At 71.6% G+C, this 13942-nt stretch carries 13 protein-coding genes; 11 read left to right on the top strand and 2 right to left on the bottom strand.

Features of this window, described 5'->3' with window-relative positions; genetic code table 11:
- Positions 1-18: 18 nt before the first annotated feature.
- The 7 genes from ACFQUV_RS19425 to ACFQUV_RS19395 all read left to right on the top strand — a co-directional run bounded on the left by ACFQUV_RS19425 (position 19) and on the right by ACFQUV_RS19395 (position 6253).
- Positions 19-255, top strand: coding sequence for a thioredoxin family protein (locus ACFQUV_RS19425; protein WP_111385951.1), 237 nt, complete (start codon positions 19-21; stop codon positions 253-255).
- 77 nt (positions 256-332) lie between these two features.
- Positions 333-758, top strand: a complete 426-nt coding sequence (gene arsC / locus ACFQUV_RS19420; protein WP_129608804.1) for an arsenate reductase (glutaredoxin) — start codon at positions 333-335, stop codon at positions 756-758.
- A gap of 10 nt (positions 759-768) precedes the next feature.
- A complete protein-coding gene (gene arsB, locus ACFQUV_RS19415) occupies positions 769-1818 on the top strand; it encodes an ACR3 family arsenite efflux transporter (protein ID WP_129608803.1) in 1050 nt (349 codons plus the stop codon).
- Positions 1819-1943: 125 nt separating this feature from the next.
- Positions 1944-2186 (top strand): DUF378 domain-containing protein, encoded by a 243-nt coding sequence (locus tag ACFQUV_RS19410; protein ID WP_129608802.1) that lies wholly within the window; start codon positions 1944-1946, stop codon positions 2184-2186.
- Positions 2187-2666: 480 nt separating this feature from the next.
- On the top strand, positions 2667-4166 hold the full coding sequence (locus tag ACFQUV_RS19405; RefSeq protein ID WP_129608801.1) for a replicative DNA helicase: 1500 nt from the start codon (positions 2667-2669) through the stop codon (positions 4164-4166).
- 103 nt (positions 4167-4269) lie between these two features.
- Positions 4270-5487 (top strand): alanine racemase, encoded by a 1218-nt coding sequence (alr, locus tag ACFQUV_RS19400; protein ID WP_244601553.1) that lies wholly within the window; start codon positions 4270-4272, stop codon positions 5485-5487.
- Between the two features lie 28 nt (positions 5488-5515).
- Positions 5516-6253 (top strand): pentapeptide repeat-containing protein, encoded by a 738-nt coding sequence (locus ACFQUV_RS19395; protein WP_129608800.1) that lies wholly within the window; start codon positions 5516-5518, stop codon positions 6251-6253.
- 34 nt (positions 6254-6287) lie between these two features.
- On the opposite strand, the gene ACFQUV_RS19390 is transcribed toward ACFQUV_RS19395, so the two are convergent.
- Positions 6288-7535, bottom strand: coding sequence for an FAD-binding oxidoreductase (locus tag ACFQUV_RS19390; protein ID WP_129608799.1), 1248 nt, complete (start codon positions 7533-7535; stop codon positions 6288-6290).
- Between the two features lie 324 nt (positions 7536-7859).
- On the opposite strand from ACFQUV_RS19390, the gene radA reads away from it, so the two are divergent.
- The 4 genes from radA to ACFQUV_RS19370 all read left to right on the top strand — a co-directional run bounded on the left by radA (position 7860) and on the right by ACFQUV_RS19370 (position 12618).
- Positions 7860-9302, top strand: coding sequence for a DNA repair protein RadA (gene radA, locus ACFQUV_RS19385; RefSeq protein WP_129608798.1), 1443 nt, complete (start codon positions 7860-7862; stop codon positions 9300-9302).
- A gap of 179 nt (positions 9303-9481) precedes the next feature.
- Positions 9482-10096, top strand: coding sequence for a CvpA family protein (locus ACFQUV_RS19380; protein WP_129608797.1), 615 nt, complete (start codon positions 9482-9484; stop codon positions 10094-10096).
- Between the two features lie 167 nt (positions 10097-10263).
- A complete protein-coding gene (gene purF, locus ACFQUV_RS19375; protein WP_129608796.1) occupies positions 10264-11748 on the top strand; it encodes an amidophosphoribosyltransferase in 1485 nt (494 codons plus the stop codon).
- A 129-nt stretch (positions 11749-11877) separates the two neighbouring features.
- Complete coding sequence (locus ACFQUV_RS19370; RefSeq protein ID WP_129608795.1) at positions 11878-12618, top strand: SDR family NAD(P)-dependent oxidoreductase; 741 nt, start codon at positions 11878-11880, stop codon at positions 12616-12618.
- Positions 12619-12642: 24 nt separating this feature from the next.
- Here ACFQUV_RS19370 and ACFQUV_RS19365 read toward each other — a convergent pair whose 3' ends face one another.
- A complete protein-coding gene (locus ACFQUV_RS19365; RefSeq protein WP_129608794.1) occupies positions 12643-13914 on the bottom strand; it encodes a TCR/Tet family MFS transporter in 1272 nt (423 codons plus the stop codon).
- Positions 13915-13942: the final 28 nt, after the last annotated feature.

Below are 13942 nucleotides of genomic sequence, written 5' to 3'. Positions count from 1 at the left end.
TCCGACGGAGGTCGTGTCATGAGAGACGTCAAGGTCCTGGGGCCGGGCTGCAAGCGCTGTGTCGCCACCGCCGAGATGGTGCAGACGGAGGCGGACCGCCTCGGCATTGCGGTCGCGGTCGAGAAGGTCACCGATCTGGCGGCGATCGCCCGCTACGGCATCGCCGCGACCCCCGGCATCGTCATCGACGGCAAGGTGGTTCACGCCGGCGGCCTGCCGAAGCCGGAGGACGTCGCCCGCTGGCTGGCGGCGTGAGCGCCGGGTGCATCGGCCCGCCCCTCGTTACCTCGCCTCCGAGATCCCGCCGACCTCGCAGCACCGGAGCCGAACCGATGGACGTGATCATCTACCACAATCCGCAGTGCGGAACCTCGCGCAACACGCTGGCGATGATCCGCAACGCCGGCATCGAGCCGCATGTGATCGAGTACCTGAAATGCCCGCCCTCGCGGGCGCTCCTGGTGCAGATGATCGGCCGGGCCGGTCTGACGCCGCGGGCGCTGCTGCGCCAGAAGGGAACGCCCTATGCCGAGCTGGGGCTCGGCGATCCGGCGCTGTCCGACGACGCGCTGCTCGATGCCATGATGGCGCACCCGATCCTGATCGAGCGGCCGCTGGTGGTGAGCCCGAAGGGCGTGCGCCTGTGCCGCCCCTCGGAGCTGGTGCTCGATCTCTTGCCGCCGCAGCAAGGCGCCTTCCGCAAGGAGGATGGCGAGCTCTTGATCGACGACGCCGGCCGGCGCGTCGCCCCGGCGTGACGGAGCCCATATGTCGACCTTCGAACGTTACCTGACCGTCTGGGTCGCGCTGTGCATCGTCGCCGGCATCGCACTCGGCCATGTGATGCCGGGCGCGTTCCAGACGATCGGCGCCGCCGAGCTGGCCAAGGTCAACCTGCCGGTGGCGGTGCTGATCTGGCTGATGATCATCCCGATGCTGATGAAGATCGACTTCGCGGCGCTCGGGCGGGTCCGCGAGCACTGGCGCGGCATCGCCGTCACCCTGTTCATCAACTGGGCGGTCAAGCCGTTCTCGATGGCGGCGCTCGGCTGGCTGTTCGTCGGATACCTGTTCCGGCCGTACCTCCCGGCCGACCAGATCGGCTCCTACATCGCCGGCCTGATCATCCTGGCGGCGGCGCCCTGCACCGCCATGGTGTTCGTGTGGTCGCATCTCACCAAGGGCGAGCCGCATTTCACCCTGTCGCAGGTGGCCCTCAACGACACCATCATGGTGTTCGCCTTCGCACCGATCGTCGGCCTGCTGCTCGGGCTCTCCGCCATCACGGTGCCGTGGGACACGTTGGTGCTGTCGGTGGTGCTCTACATCGTGGTGCCGGTGGCGATCGCCCAGGTGATCCGGCGCCGTCTGCTGGCCACCGGCGGCGAGCCGGCGCTGTCGGCCGTGCTGGCGCGGCTCGGGCCGGCCTCGCTGGTCGCCCTGCTGGCGACGCTGGTGCTGCTGTTCGGCTTCCAGGGCGAGCAGATCCTGGCGCAGCCGCTGATCATCGCGCTGCTGGCGGTGCCGATCCTGATTCAGGTCTACTTCAACGCCGGGCTCGCCTACCTGCTCAACCGGCTCGCCGGCGAGCAGCACTGCGTGGCCGGGCCGTCGGCGCTGATCGGTGCCTCGAACTTCTTCGAGCTCGCGGTCGCCGCCGCCATCAGCCTGTTCGGCTTCCAGTCGGGTGCCGCGCTCGCCACCGTGGTGGGCGTGCTGATCGAGGTGCCGGTGATGCTGTCGGTGGTGTGGATCGTCAACCGCAGTCGCGGCTGGTACGAGCACGGTGCCGGCCGCATCTCGGCATCGACGGACTGACGTGGGCCGCAGGACGCGACAGGGCGGTGCGACCGTCCGTCACGACAGCGGCACCGTCAAGCCGTCGGAACAACCGTCCCGGCTGGCGCTTCTCCCGGGAGACCTCGAACGCCAGGGAGCGCGTCTTGAAAGCCATCAATCTGATCACTCTGCTTCTCGTCATCGTCGGCGGCATCAACTGGGGCCTGGTCGGCCTCGCACAGTTCGACCTCGTCGCCGCGCTGTTCGGCGGCCAGAGTGCCGCCCTCTCCCGCATCGTCTATGTGCTGGTCGGCGTCTCGGCGCTGTGGCAGCTCGTCCCGTTCTCGAAGGCGATGTCGACCGACGAGCCGCTGGCGGAGCGCGGCTACTCGGCCGGGCCGCGCTGAGCCGGCTCCCCGGCGGGGCGCGAGCGCCGCACCGGGGACGGTGGGGGGCGGTGGCATTCACCGGCTGATCGGCCGGCGGCCGGCCCCCTGACCGATCATACGAGCCCGCGGATAATACGAGCCCGCGGACCAAACGGGTCCCGCCCCCCGGCGGGGCCCGTTTTCGTGCGTGGAGGACCGCGGCGGCTGCGAACCCGCCCGGCGACATCGGGCCGGCGACGTCGGACCGGCGACTCGGGGCCGACGGGCAGCAGGGCGTCAAGCGCCACGTCCCGACATTCTGCCGACATTTTTCCGCGCGGTGATCAGTGGGGACAGCGCTCCGGCGAGTCGTGCCGAAGGGGTCGCTTCCCGCGGCGGCTTGCGCTATGCCCGCCCCTTCCCGAGCTTGGTGCCGCGTGTCCCTGGCGAGCTTGCGTGACTCGGGCGGCGTCCGCCGTCCGTGCAGAAGACTCCGAAAAACCGAAAGCCGTCCGCGCCATGGCCCTCGATCTCGTCGCCCGCAAGCCCGCCACCGACCGCACGCCGGCGTTCCGGGTGGCGCCCCACAACGTCGAGGTGGAGCAGGCGCTGCTCGGCGCCATCCTGGTCAACAACGAGGCGTTCTACCGGGTCTCCGACTTCCTGGAGCCGGCCCACTTCTTCGAGCCGATCCACGCCAAGATCTTCGAGCTGGCCGCGAGCCTGGTGCGGGCCGGCAAGACCGCCACCCCGGTGACGCTGAAGACCTTCCTGCCGGCCGACCTCGACATCGCCGGGCTGACCGGCAGCCAGTACCTCGCCCGCCTGGCCGCCGAGGCGACCACCGTCATCAACGCGCAGGACTACGGGCGCACCATCTACGACCTCGCGTTGCGCCGCTCGCTGATCGGCATCGGCGAGGAGCTGGTCAACGAGGCCTACGAGGCGGAGATCGATTCGAGCCCGCGCGACCAGATCGAGGCGGCCGAGCGCCGCCTCTACGAGCTGGCCGAGACCGGCCGCTACGACGGCGGCTTCCAGCGTTTCGCCGACGCCCTGACCTCGGCGGTCGACATGGCGGCCCAGGCTTACCAGCGTGACGGGAGCCTGTCGGGCATCGCCACCGGCCTCAAGGATCTCGACCGCATGATGGGCGGCCTGCAACCGTCCGACCTGATCATCCTGGCCGGCCGCCCCGGTATGGGCAAGACCGCGCTCGCCACCAACATCGCCTACAACGTGGCGAAGGCGTGGGAGGGCGGCGTGCGGCCGGACGGGCGGATCGAATCCACCAATGGCGGCATCGTCGGCTTCTTCTCGCTCGAAATGTCGGCCGAGCAGCTCGCCACCCGTATCATCGCCGAGCAGACCGAGATCCCCTCCTACAAGATCCGCCGTGGCGAGATCGAGGCCCGCGACTTCGACCGCATCGCCGAGGCGGCGCGCGTCATGGAGGTGATCCCGCTCTACATCGACGAGACCGGCGGCCTGGCGATCGCCCAGCTCGCCGCCCGGGCGCGCCGGCTCAAGCGCCAGCGCGGTCTCGATCTCCTGGTGATCGACTACATCCAGCTCCTGTCGGGCTCCTCCAAGCGCGCCTCCGAGGGCCGCGTCCAGGAGATCACCGAGATCACCACCAGCCTCAAGGCGCTCGCCAAGGAGCTGACTGTGCCGATCATCGCGCTGTCGCAGCTCTCCCGCCAAGTCGAGAGCCGCGACGACAAGCGCCCGCAGCTCTCGGACCTGCGTGAATCCGGCTCCATCGAGCAGGACGCCGACGTGGTGATCTTCGTGTTCCGCGAGGAGTACTACCTGAAGAACCGCGAGCCGCGGCCGGGCACCGAAGAGCACTTCAAGTGGCAGACCGAGATGGACGCCGTCCACGGCAAGGCCGAGGTGATCATCGGCAAGCAGCGTCACGGCCCCACCGGCACCGTCCAGCTCCAGTTCAAGGCCGAGGTGACCCGCTTCGCCGACCTCGCCGACGAGGACAAGCTGCCGGCCCGGATGGAGGACTGAGACCGGCGGTGGCCGCTCTCCGCCTTGTCGCGCCCGGCGAACGGGTCTAGTCCCCGACGATCCCGGCGGCCGCGTGGGTCGGCCGGCAGATAGAGAGGACGCCATGACGATGCAGGACGAGACGAGGACGCGCGCCAACGAGGCCCGGACGGCGGCCGCGCCCGCCGCCGCGCCCGGCTCGGTCCCCGTCACCACCGTCGCGGTCGCCGAGGCGGGACCGCCCGTGATGGAGACCGGCGGCGTCCTCACCATCGACCTGTCCGCCATCGTGGCCAACTGGACCGACCTCGCCCGCCGGGTGGCACCGGCCGAGTGCGCCGCCGTGGTCAAGGCCGATGCCTATGGCTGCGGCGTCTTCGAGGTCGGCACCGCGCTCGCCCGCGTCGGCTGCAAGACCTTCTTCGTCGCCCATCTGGCCGAGGCACGCACCCTGCGCGGCGCCGCGCCGGACGCGGTGATCTACGTGCTCAACGGCATCCCGCCGGCCGGCAGCGCCGCCTTCGCGGATGCGCGAATCCGCCCGGTGATCGGCAGCATGCCGGAGCTGGTCGAATGGGATGCGTTCTGCCGGGTCAATGCCTGGACGGGCGGCGCCGCCCTGCATGTCGACACCGGCATGAATCGGCTCGGTCTCTCGGTCGAGGAGGCGACCACCCTGGCGGGCCGCATCGACGGTCCCGGTCACGGCATCACCCTGGTGATGAGCCACCTGGCCTGCGCCGACACCCCCGACCACCCGCACAACGAGCGCCAGATCCAGGCGTTCCGCGAGGTGCGCGCGCTGTTCCGCGGCATCGACGCCTCGCTCGCCAACTCGTCCGGCGTCTTCCTCGGGCCGTCGACCCATTGCGAGCTGGTGCGTCCCGGCATCGCCCTCTACGGCGGCAACCCGACCCCCGGCGCCGCCAACCCGATGCGCCCGGTGGTCCGTCTGGAGGGGCGCGTCGTCCAGGTCCGCAAGGTGGGCAAGGGCGACACCGTCGGCTACGGCGCCGCCTGGACGGCGCCGCGGGAGAGCCGCATCGCCATCGTGGCGGTCGGCTACGGCGACGGCTTCCTGCGCGCCGCCGCGGCGCTCGGCAAGGAGCGGCCGCACGCCGTGGTGGTCGGCAAGCGCTGCCCGATCGTCGGCCGCATCTCCATGGACCTGCTCGCCGTCGACGTCACGGCCCTGCCCGAGGTGTCGCCGCGCCGCGGCGACTGGGCGACGCTGCTCGGCGACGAGATCGGCGTCGACGCGGTGGCGCCGTTCGGCGGCCAGATCAGCTATGAGGTGCTGACCAGCCTCGGCCGCCGCTACCATCGGAGCTGGCGGAGCTGAGCCCGCTCCCCGACACGAGGTGTGAACGGTGCGACTCGAACCCAGCGCCACCCTGGTGGGCCTCGACCTGTCGCAGGCCGACTTCGCCGATGTCGACCTCGCCGGCGCCACGCTGACCGACTGCACGATCCGCGATGCCCAGGTGTCGGGCGCCTGTTTCGAGGAGGCCCGCGTGCGCGGCTGCCGCTTCGTGCGCTGCCGGTTCGCGCATGTGGACCTGCGGGACAGCGTCTTCGAGGCCTGCACCTTCGCGGACGATGGCGACGCCCACGCCGGCGTACAGTTCGCCTTCTCGCGCCTGGAGCAGGCGCGCTTCGTGCGCTGCGATCTCTCCTTCGCGCGCTTCGAGCGTTCGGACCTCTACGGGATCGAGATCGAAACCAGCAACCTGCGTGGCGCCGTGTTCACCAAGGTCGATTTCGCCCGCATGTTCGGCCGCAAGGTGGTGAAATGGGCCGGCGCCATCAAGGGCTGCAATCTCGAACTCGCCGACCTCACCGCCGTCCGATTGCCCGGCGGCGACCTGAGCCACTGCAATCTGCGCGAGGCGGTGCTGATCGACGCCGACCTGGAGGGGGCGGACCTGCGCGGCTGCGATCTCGTCCAGGCCCTCACGGCGGGGGCCAAGCTCGCCCGCGCCGATCTCCGCGGCGCCGACCTCGCCGGCCTCGACCTGCGCGAGCTGACCGGCTTCGCCGGCGTGATGGTGTCGACCGACCAGCAGCAGGCGCTGCTGGCCGCCATGGGGGTCGACGTCTACGCCTGAGCGGGCGGCGACGGCAGGCGCGCGGCGGCGGCTCTCACCGGCACCAGCGGGCCGGCGCGAACGGCGCCGGATCGACCACCGGGGTCTCGCCCGTCATCATCTCGGCGAGCAGCCGGCCGGTCGCCGGCCCGAGCGTGAAGCCCTGGTGGCCGTGGCCGAAATGCAGCCACAGCCCGGGATGGCGCGGCGCCTGCCCGATCACCGGCAGCATGTCGGGCATGCAGGGCCTGGTACCGAGCCAGGGCACCGTCTCGACCGGCTCGCCGAGATCGACCAGCCCGCGCAGCGCCGCCTCGGCGCGGCCGAGCTGGATCGGCTTCGGCGGCGCCTCGGCGCCGGCGAACTCCGCCCCGGTGGTGATCCGCAGGCCGGTCGTCATCGGCGCGGCGACGTAGCCGAAGTCCGAATCGCGCAGCGGCAGGTCGAGCCCCCGGCCGGTCACCTTGTAATGCCGGTGATAGCCGCGCTTGCGCACCATCGGGACGCGGTAGCCGAAACGGCGCAGCAGCTCCGGCGACCACGGCCCCAGCGCCACCACCACGGCGGACGCCGCCAGCGGCCCGTCGGCGGTGCGCAGCCGGAAGCCGCCGCCCGGCTCGGCCGCGAGCGTCGCGGCATCCCCCCGCAGCAGCGTCCCGCCCTCGCGCTCGAACAGGTCCGCATAGGCGGCGACCAGCGCACCGGGATCGCGCACCGTCCACGAATCGAGCCAGTGCAGCGCCCCCGCCCCGGTGGCCTTCAGGCCCGGCTCGGCGGCGGCCAGCTCGGCCGGCGACAGCCGTCGATAGCCGACGCCGAACTCGGTGCGCAGCCGCTCGGCCAGCACGGTGTCGGCATCGAGCAGCGCCACCGAGCGGTGCAGCTCGCGGAAGCCGTCGCGGCGGACCAGGTCATCGGGCACGCCGGCCGCCGTCATCAGCTCCTGGTGATCGGCGGTCGAGCGGGCGATGACGCCCGCATAGGCGGCCGACACGGTGCGGTGGCGGGCGGGTGCCGAGTGCCACCAGTAGCGCAGCAGCGATCCGACATGCCCCGGCAGCGCCAGGAGATCGTAGCGCACGTCGTTGCCGCGTCCGGTCGCCACCTTCAGCAGCGAGGCGATGTCGCGCGGCATCGGATAGGGCTCGACCGCCTCCGCCTGGATGATGCCGGCATTGCCGAAGCTGGTTTCGCGGCCGGGCTCCCCCCGATCGACCAGCGCGACCGACCAGCCGCGCCGCTGCAAGTGCAGAGCCGCGGCGACGCCCGCCATGCCGGCCCCGAGAACGATGACGTCCCGCATGATTCGTCCGATGTCACTCCGGCCCGCGCCCCGCGCGGGCTTTTCCGTCCGCGGCCGCCCTCGCCGAACGTCGGCGGCCCGCCCGGACCTGCGGCGGCTCTCCGGGCGCTCCGCCCCGCCGTCCGCTCCGTTCCATATGTAGCGTCTCGCTCCTGATCGGGCGAGCGCCGCCGAAGGTCGCAGACCATCATGGCGAGCAGACGACCGATCGTGTCCGATCCGCTCCCCGCATGGCTGGCCCGATCGCCGCGCAGCAGAGCGGCGCGCCGCATCGCGGTCCAGCCGCCGGTTGACTTCCCGGCGCGGCTGTCGCCCACATCCGGCATGGCCAAGAAGACTCAGGATTTCGTCTGCCAGGGCTGCGGCGCCACCTACACCCGCTGGCAGGGCAAGTGCGACGCCTGCGGCGAGTGGAACACCATCGCCGAGGAAGGCACCGCCACCGAGCGGATTCTCTCGGCCGGTCCCGGCCGGCCGCCCCGCAAGGGCAAGCCGTTCGCGCTCCAGCCGCTCGCCGGCGAGCAGCGCGAGGCGCCGCGCATCGCCTCCGGCAACGGCGAGTTCGACCGCGTGGCCGGCGGTGGGCTGGTGCCCGGCTCGGTGCTGCTGGTCGGCGGCGACCCCGGCATCGGCAAGTCGACGCTGCTGATCCAGATCGCCGGCGCGCTCGCCGGGGCCGGACACCGCTCCGTCTACATCACCGGCGAGGAATCGGTCGCCCAGGTGCGGCTGCGCGCCGAGCGGCTCGGCCTGACCGCCCTGCCGGTCGAGCTGGCGGCCGAGACATCGGTCGAAGACATCATCGCAACCCTTTCGCAAGGCAAGATTCCTCGCCTCGTCGTCATCGACTCGATCCAGACCATGTGGACCGACATGGTGGAGTCCGCGCCCGGCACCGTCACCCAGGTCCGCGCCTCGGCCCAGCTTCTCATCCGCTTCGCCAAGCGGGCCGGCAGCGCCGTCATCCTGGTCGGCCACGTCACCAAGGACGGCCAGATCGCCGGTCCCCGGGTGGTCGAGCACATGGTCGACGCCGTGCTGTCCTTCGAGGGCGAAGGCGGCCACCATTTCCGCATCCTGCGGGCCGCCAAGAACCGCTTCGGCGCCACCGACGAGATCGGTGTGTTCGAGATGACGGGCGGCGGTCTCGCCGAGGTGGCCAATCCGTCGGCCATCTTCCTGTCGGAGCGCGAGCTGGGGGCGCCCGGCACCGTGGTGTTCGCCGGCATGGAGGGGACGCGGCCCTTGCTGGTCGAGTTCCAGGCCCTGGTGGCGCCGACCTCGCTCGGCACGCCGCGCCGCGCCGTGGTGGGCTGGGACCCCGCCCGCCTCGCCATGGTGCTGGCGGTGCTGGAGGCCCATTGCGGCGTCAAGCTCGGCGGCTACGACGTCTACCTCAACGTCGCCGGCGGGCTGCGCATCCAGGAGCCGGCCGCGGATCTCGCCGCCGCCGCCGCCCTGGTCTCCTCGCTCGCCAAGACGCCCCTGCCGGCCGACGCGGTGCTGTTCGGCGAGGTGTCATTGTCGGGCGCGGTGCGGCCGGTGGCGCACGCTCCGGCCCGGCTCAAGGAGGCCCGCAAGCTCGGCTTCGGCCGCGCCGTGGTGCCGGAGGCGACCCGCGGGGCCGAGCAGGACGGGCTGTCGCTGGCGCCGGTGGCGACCCTCGCCGACCTCGTCGCCCGCATCCTGCCGGGCGAGCGCGGTGGCAGGCGTGAGGGCCGCGCCGCCGCGCCGGCGGCACGGCCCGGCGGGGGCGGCCCCGGCTGAGCCGGCAAACGGGAGGCACCGGCGGTGCATTTCGTCCCCCCGCCGGTTCCCACCGGGGGCCGAAATGCTCTATACACGGCCCGCATCGTGCCGACCGCCGTTCGGCCGGCCCGAACCCGATCGAACCGTCCCTCGACGAGCACGCCCTGCAACGAACCCTGCCCGAGAGCCCGCCCGCGATGTACCTGGATATCTTCCTGATCGCCGTGATGCTGATCTCGGGCCTTCTCGCCATGGTGCGCGGCTTCATGCGCGAGGTGCTGTCGATCGCCGCCTGGGGCGCCGCCGCGGTGGCGACCCTGTACTCCTACTCGCGGCTGCTGCCCTACGCGAAGCAGTACTTCAACAACGACTACGTCGCGATGGGCGCCACCGTGGGCGGCGTCTTTCTGCTGACCCTGATCATCGTGTCGGCCCTGACGGTGCGGATCTCCGACCGCATCCTCGACAGCCGCATCGGCGCCCTCGACCGCACCCTCGGCTTCCTGTTCGGGCTCGCCCGCGGCCTCCTGATCGTGGTGGTCGCCTTCATCTTCTTCGACTGGCTGGTCCCGGTGAAGTCGCAGCCGGAGGCGGTCCGCAACGCAAGGTCGCGGGCGGTGCTGCAAGGCACCGGCCAATGGCTGATGTCGCTGTTGCCCGAGGACCCCGAGAACACCATCTTGAAGCGGTTCAAGAAGCGGCCCGCCGACGAGGATCCCGAGGCCCCGGCCGAGCAGCGCTCCGACGCGGCCCCGCCGGCTCGTCTCGTCCTTGTCCTCGGCGCCGGACGGGCCGCTGAGTCGTCCCGGTAGGCCGAGCACGGCCGCCGACCGGAGTTTCGATCGGCCGATCCGTTCCCCGCCCGGCGGGACGACGGAGCGGTCGTTTCGTCGTTCCCGAAGCCGCGGGCGCCTGCGCCGGCGGCCATGCCGTTGCCGGCCCTGCCGGCCCGATCCGAGACTGTAGCGAAGGAATCGCCATGACCGCCCCGACCGAGCGAGCGTTCTCCGTTTTCGATCCGACGCTCGACGGCGACCGCCTGCGCGAAGAGTGCGGCGTGTTCGGCATCTACGGCCACCGCGACGCCGCCGCCGTGACGGCGCTCGGCCTGCACGCCCTCCAGCACCGCGGCGAGGAGGCGGCCGGCATCGTCTCGTTCGACGGCAGCCGCTTTCATTCCGAACGGCGCCTCGGCCTGGTCGAAGACACCTTTTCCAAGCGCCACATCATCGACCAGCTTCCGGGCCACATCGCCATCGGGCACGTCCGCTACTCGACGACCGGCGGCACCGTCCTGCGCAACGTGCAGCCGTTCTTCGCCGAGCTGGCGGCCGGCGGCTTCGCGGTGGGCCACAACGGCAACCTCACCAACGGGCTGACGCTGCGCCGCCAGCTCGTCGACGAGGGCGCCATGATGCACTCGACGAGCGACACCGAGGTGATCCTGCATCTCGTCGCCCGCTCGCGCCGCAGCCGCTTCGTCGATCGCTTCATCGATGCGCTGCGCCTGCTCGAAGGCTCCTACTCGCTGGTCGCGATGACCAACAAGAAGCTGATCGCGGCGCGCGACCCGCTCGGCATCCGGCCGCTGGTGCTCGGCGATCTCGACGGCAGCCCGATCGTCACCTCGGAGACCTGCGCGCTCGACATCATCGGCGCCAAATACGTGCGCGACATCGAGAACGGCGAGGTGCTGGTGTTCGACGAGCACGGCTCCTACTCGCACAAGCCGTTCCCGCCGGTGCCGCCGCGCCCCTGCATCTTCGAGTACATCTACTTCTCGCGGCCCGACTCGATGGTCGGCGGCCGCAGCGTCTACGAGGTCCGCAAGGCGATGGGCAGCCAACTCGCCCACGAGTCGCCGGCCGCCGCCGACGTCGTCGTGCCGGTGCCCGACTCGGGTGTGCCCGCCGCCATCGGCTACGCCCAGGCGTCCGGCATCCCCTACGAGCTCGGCATCATCCGCAACCACTATGTGGGCCGCACCTTCATCCAGCCGACCCAGTCGATCCGCGAGCTCGGCGTCCGCCTCAAGCACAATGCCAACCGCGCCGTGGTGGCCGGCAAGCGCATCGTGCTGATCGACGACTCGCTGGTGCGCGGCACCACCTCGGTGAAGATCGTCCAGATGATGCGCGAGGCCGGCGCCACCGAGGTGCATTTCCGCATCGCCTCTCCGCCCATCACCCACCCCGACTATTACGGCATCGACACGCCGGAGCGCGAGAAGCTGCTCGCCGCCACCCACACGGTGGAGGAGATGCGGCAAATCATAGGGGCCGATTCGCTCGCCTTCCTGTCGGTCGACGGCATCTACCGGGCGGTCGGCGAGGAGCGCCGCGACCCGGCGCGCCCGCAGTTCACCGACCACTGCTTCACCGGCGAGTACCCGACCCCCCTCACCGACAAGACCACCGCCGACGCCGCCCCGCGCCGGCCGGCGCTGCTCGCCGAGGCGAGCTGACCGTCGAAAGTCGACCGCCCCGCCGCCGGCCGCGACACCCTCGCGACCGGCGGTTTTGCTTGTGCGCCGGCGCGTTCCCGCTACAACACCGGCAGACCGATTGATTTCTCCTCGTCGAGTTAGCCCCGAATGTCTTCCGCCTTCACCGACAAGATCGCGCTGGTCACCGGCGCCTCGCGTGGCATCGGCTTCGCCACCGCGGTCGCGCTCGCCAAGGCGGGCGCCCATGTGGTCGCGCTCGCCCGCACGGTCGGCGGCCTGGAGGAGCTCGACGACGCCGTCCAGGCGGCCGGCGGCACCGCCACGCTGGTGCCGCTCGATCTCGCCGACTTCGACGGCATCGCCCGCCTGGCGCTCGCGCTCGACGAGCGCTACGGCCGGCTCGACATCCTCATCGCCAACGGCAGCCAGCTCGGCCCGGTGTCGCCGCTGCCGCATGTCGAGCCCAAGGAGCTAGAGGATCTGTTCAAGGTGAACGTGCTGGCCAATCACCAGCTCGTTCGCTGCCTCGATCCGCTGCTGCGCCGTGCGCCGGCGGGCCGCGTCGTGTTCGTCAGCTCCTCGGCCGCTCATGCGGGACGCGCCTATCGCGGCCCCTATGCCATGACCAAGGCGGCGCTCGAGACGCTGTCGCGCACCTATGCGGCCGAGACGGTGACCACCCCGGTGCGCGTCAACGCCTTCAACCCGGGGCCGACCCGAACCCGCATGCGGGCCCAGCTCATGCCCGGCGAGGACCCGCAGACCGTGCAGCCGGCCGAGGAGGCCGCCGCCGCCATCCTGCCGCTGTGCCTGCCGAGCTTCCAGGAGACCGGTCGCCTGTTCGATGTCCGCGCCGGCCGGCTGTTGCACTACCATCCGCCGAACTGAGCGCCCGCGGCGCCGTCGGCCTGTTCACGGCGCCGGCGATCGCTCGGCCCGGGTCGCCCACATGGCCACGACGGCGGCGAGGACGAGAAGCCCGGCCGCCACGAAGAACGGCGCTCCCGGCCCCGGCATGGTGGCGTCGGGCCTCGCCAGGGCGAACGCATAGGCTTGCGAGAACAGCCCCGGCCCCAACAGCCCGGCGATGCCGTTGAGGGAGGCGTTGGCGCCCTGGAGGCGCCCCTGCTCGGACGGCCCGAGCCGCTGGCTCATCAGGCTGTTGGTGGCCGCGTTGGCGAAGCCCCACAGGCTGACGAACGGCACGCCCAGCACGAACAGCCAGCCGACCGGCGCCAGGCCCTGGATCACCAGGCCGACGATGCCGCAGCCGAAGCCGACGACGAGGGCGGCGCGCTCGCCGAACAGCCGCACGCCCGGGCCGATCAGCCCGCCCTGCACCACCACGGCGGCGAGCCCGACCACCGCCATCAGGAACCCAATGGTGCGCTCGTCCCAGCCGTAGCGGAAGGTGAGATAGAGCACATTGACGGTCGGCATCAGGAAGTGGGCCAGCAGGCTGAGGAAATAGCCGACCGCGAGCCCGGTGAGCTGCGGATGGGCGCGCAGCAGTGTCAGCGCGCCGAGCGGATTGGCGCGGGCCAGCGAGAGCGGCGCCCGCTTGTCGGGCGGCAGCGACTCCGGCAGCACGAAGTAGCCGTACATCGCGTTCAGCAGGCTGAGGCCCGCCGCGATCCAGAACGGCAACCGCGGATCGACGCTGCCGGCAAGCCCGCCGATCGCCGGCCCCAGCACGAAGCCGAGCCCGAAGGCCGCCCCCAGCATGCCGAAGCGGGCGGCGCGCTTCTCGGCCGGGGTGACGTCGGCGATATAGGCGAAGGCGGTGGCGACGGTCGCCGAGGCGATCCCCGACAGCACCCGGCCGACGAACAGCCAGGCGATGCTGGGAGCGAGCGCCATCACGACGTAGTCGAGCCCCACCCCGATGTTGGACAGGAGGATCACCGGCCGGCGGCCGAAGCGGTCGGAGAGCGCCCCCAGCACCGGCGAGAAGAAGAACTGCATCAGCGCGAAGGCGGTGCCGAACAGCCCGTAGACGGCGGCGGCGGCCACCTGGTCGCCGCCCAGGAAATCGGCGACGAGGCGCGGCAGCACCGGCACGAAGATGCCGATCGACAGCATGTCGATCGCCACCGTGACGAAGACGAACCCGAAGGCGGCGCGCCGCGGGCCGCCCGGCTCGATGGCCGGCTCGCCGGGCTGCGGGGGCGCGGCTCGCCCCATGGCCGCGTCGGCCGGATCGATTCCGCCA

Origin of the sequence: Rhodoplanes sp. P11 (assembly GCF_964266735.1) — a bacterium.
GTDB lineage: Bacteria > Pseudomonadota > Alphaproteobacteria > Rhizobiales > Xanthobacteraceae > Rhodoplanes > Rhodoplanes serenus.
This window is presented reverse-complemented; position numbering and strand designations above follow the sequence as displayed.

Bases quoted from the DNA above. Each gene is read 5' to 3' on its own strand.
- ACFQUV_RS19370 (WP_129608795.1), top strand. From the start codon at position 11,878: ATGTCTTCCGCCTTCACCGACAAGATCGCGCTGGTCACCGGCGCCTCG.
- ACFQUV_RS19380 (WP_129608797.1), top strand. From the start codon at position 9,482: ATGTACCTGGATATCTTCCTGATCGCCGTGATGCTGATCTCGGGCCTT.
- alr (WP_244601553.1), top strand. From the start codon at position 4,270: ATGACGATGCAGGACGAGACGAGGACGCGCGCCAACGAGGCCCGGACG.
- ACFQUV_RS19425 (WP_111385951.1), top strand. From the start codon at position 19: ATGAGAGACGTCAAGGTCCTGGGGCCGGGCTGCAAGCGCTGTGTCGCC.
- radA (WP_129608798.1), top strand. From the start codon at position 7,860: ATGGCCAAGAAGACTCAGGATTTCGTCTGCCAGGGCTGCGGCGCCACC.
- ACFQUV_RS19405 (WP_129608801.1), top strand. From the start codon at position 2,667: ATGGCCCTCGATCTCGTCGCCCGCAAGCCCGCCACCGACCGCACGCCG.
- arsC (WP_129608804.1), top strand. From the start codon at position 333: ATGGACGTGATCATCTACCACAATCCGCAGTGCGGAACCTCGCGCAAC.
- arsB (WP_129608803.1), top strand. From the start codon at position 769: ATGTCGACCTTCGAACGTTACCTGACCGTCTGGGTCGCGCTGTGCATC.
- ACFQUV_RS19365 (WP_129608794.1), bottom strand. From the start codon at position 13,914: ATGGGGCGAGCCGCGCCCCCGCAGCCCGGCGAGCCGGCCATCGAGCCG.
- ACFQUV_RS19390 (WP_129608799.1), bottom strand. From the start codon at position 7,535: ATGCGGGACGTCATCGTTCTCGGGGCCGGCATGGCGGGCGTCGCCGCG.
- purF (WP_129608796.1), top strand. From the start codon at position 10,264: ATGACCGCCCCGACCGAGCGAGCGTTCTCCGTTTTCGATCCGACGCTC.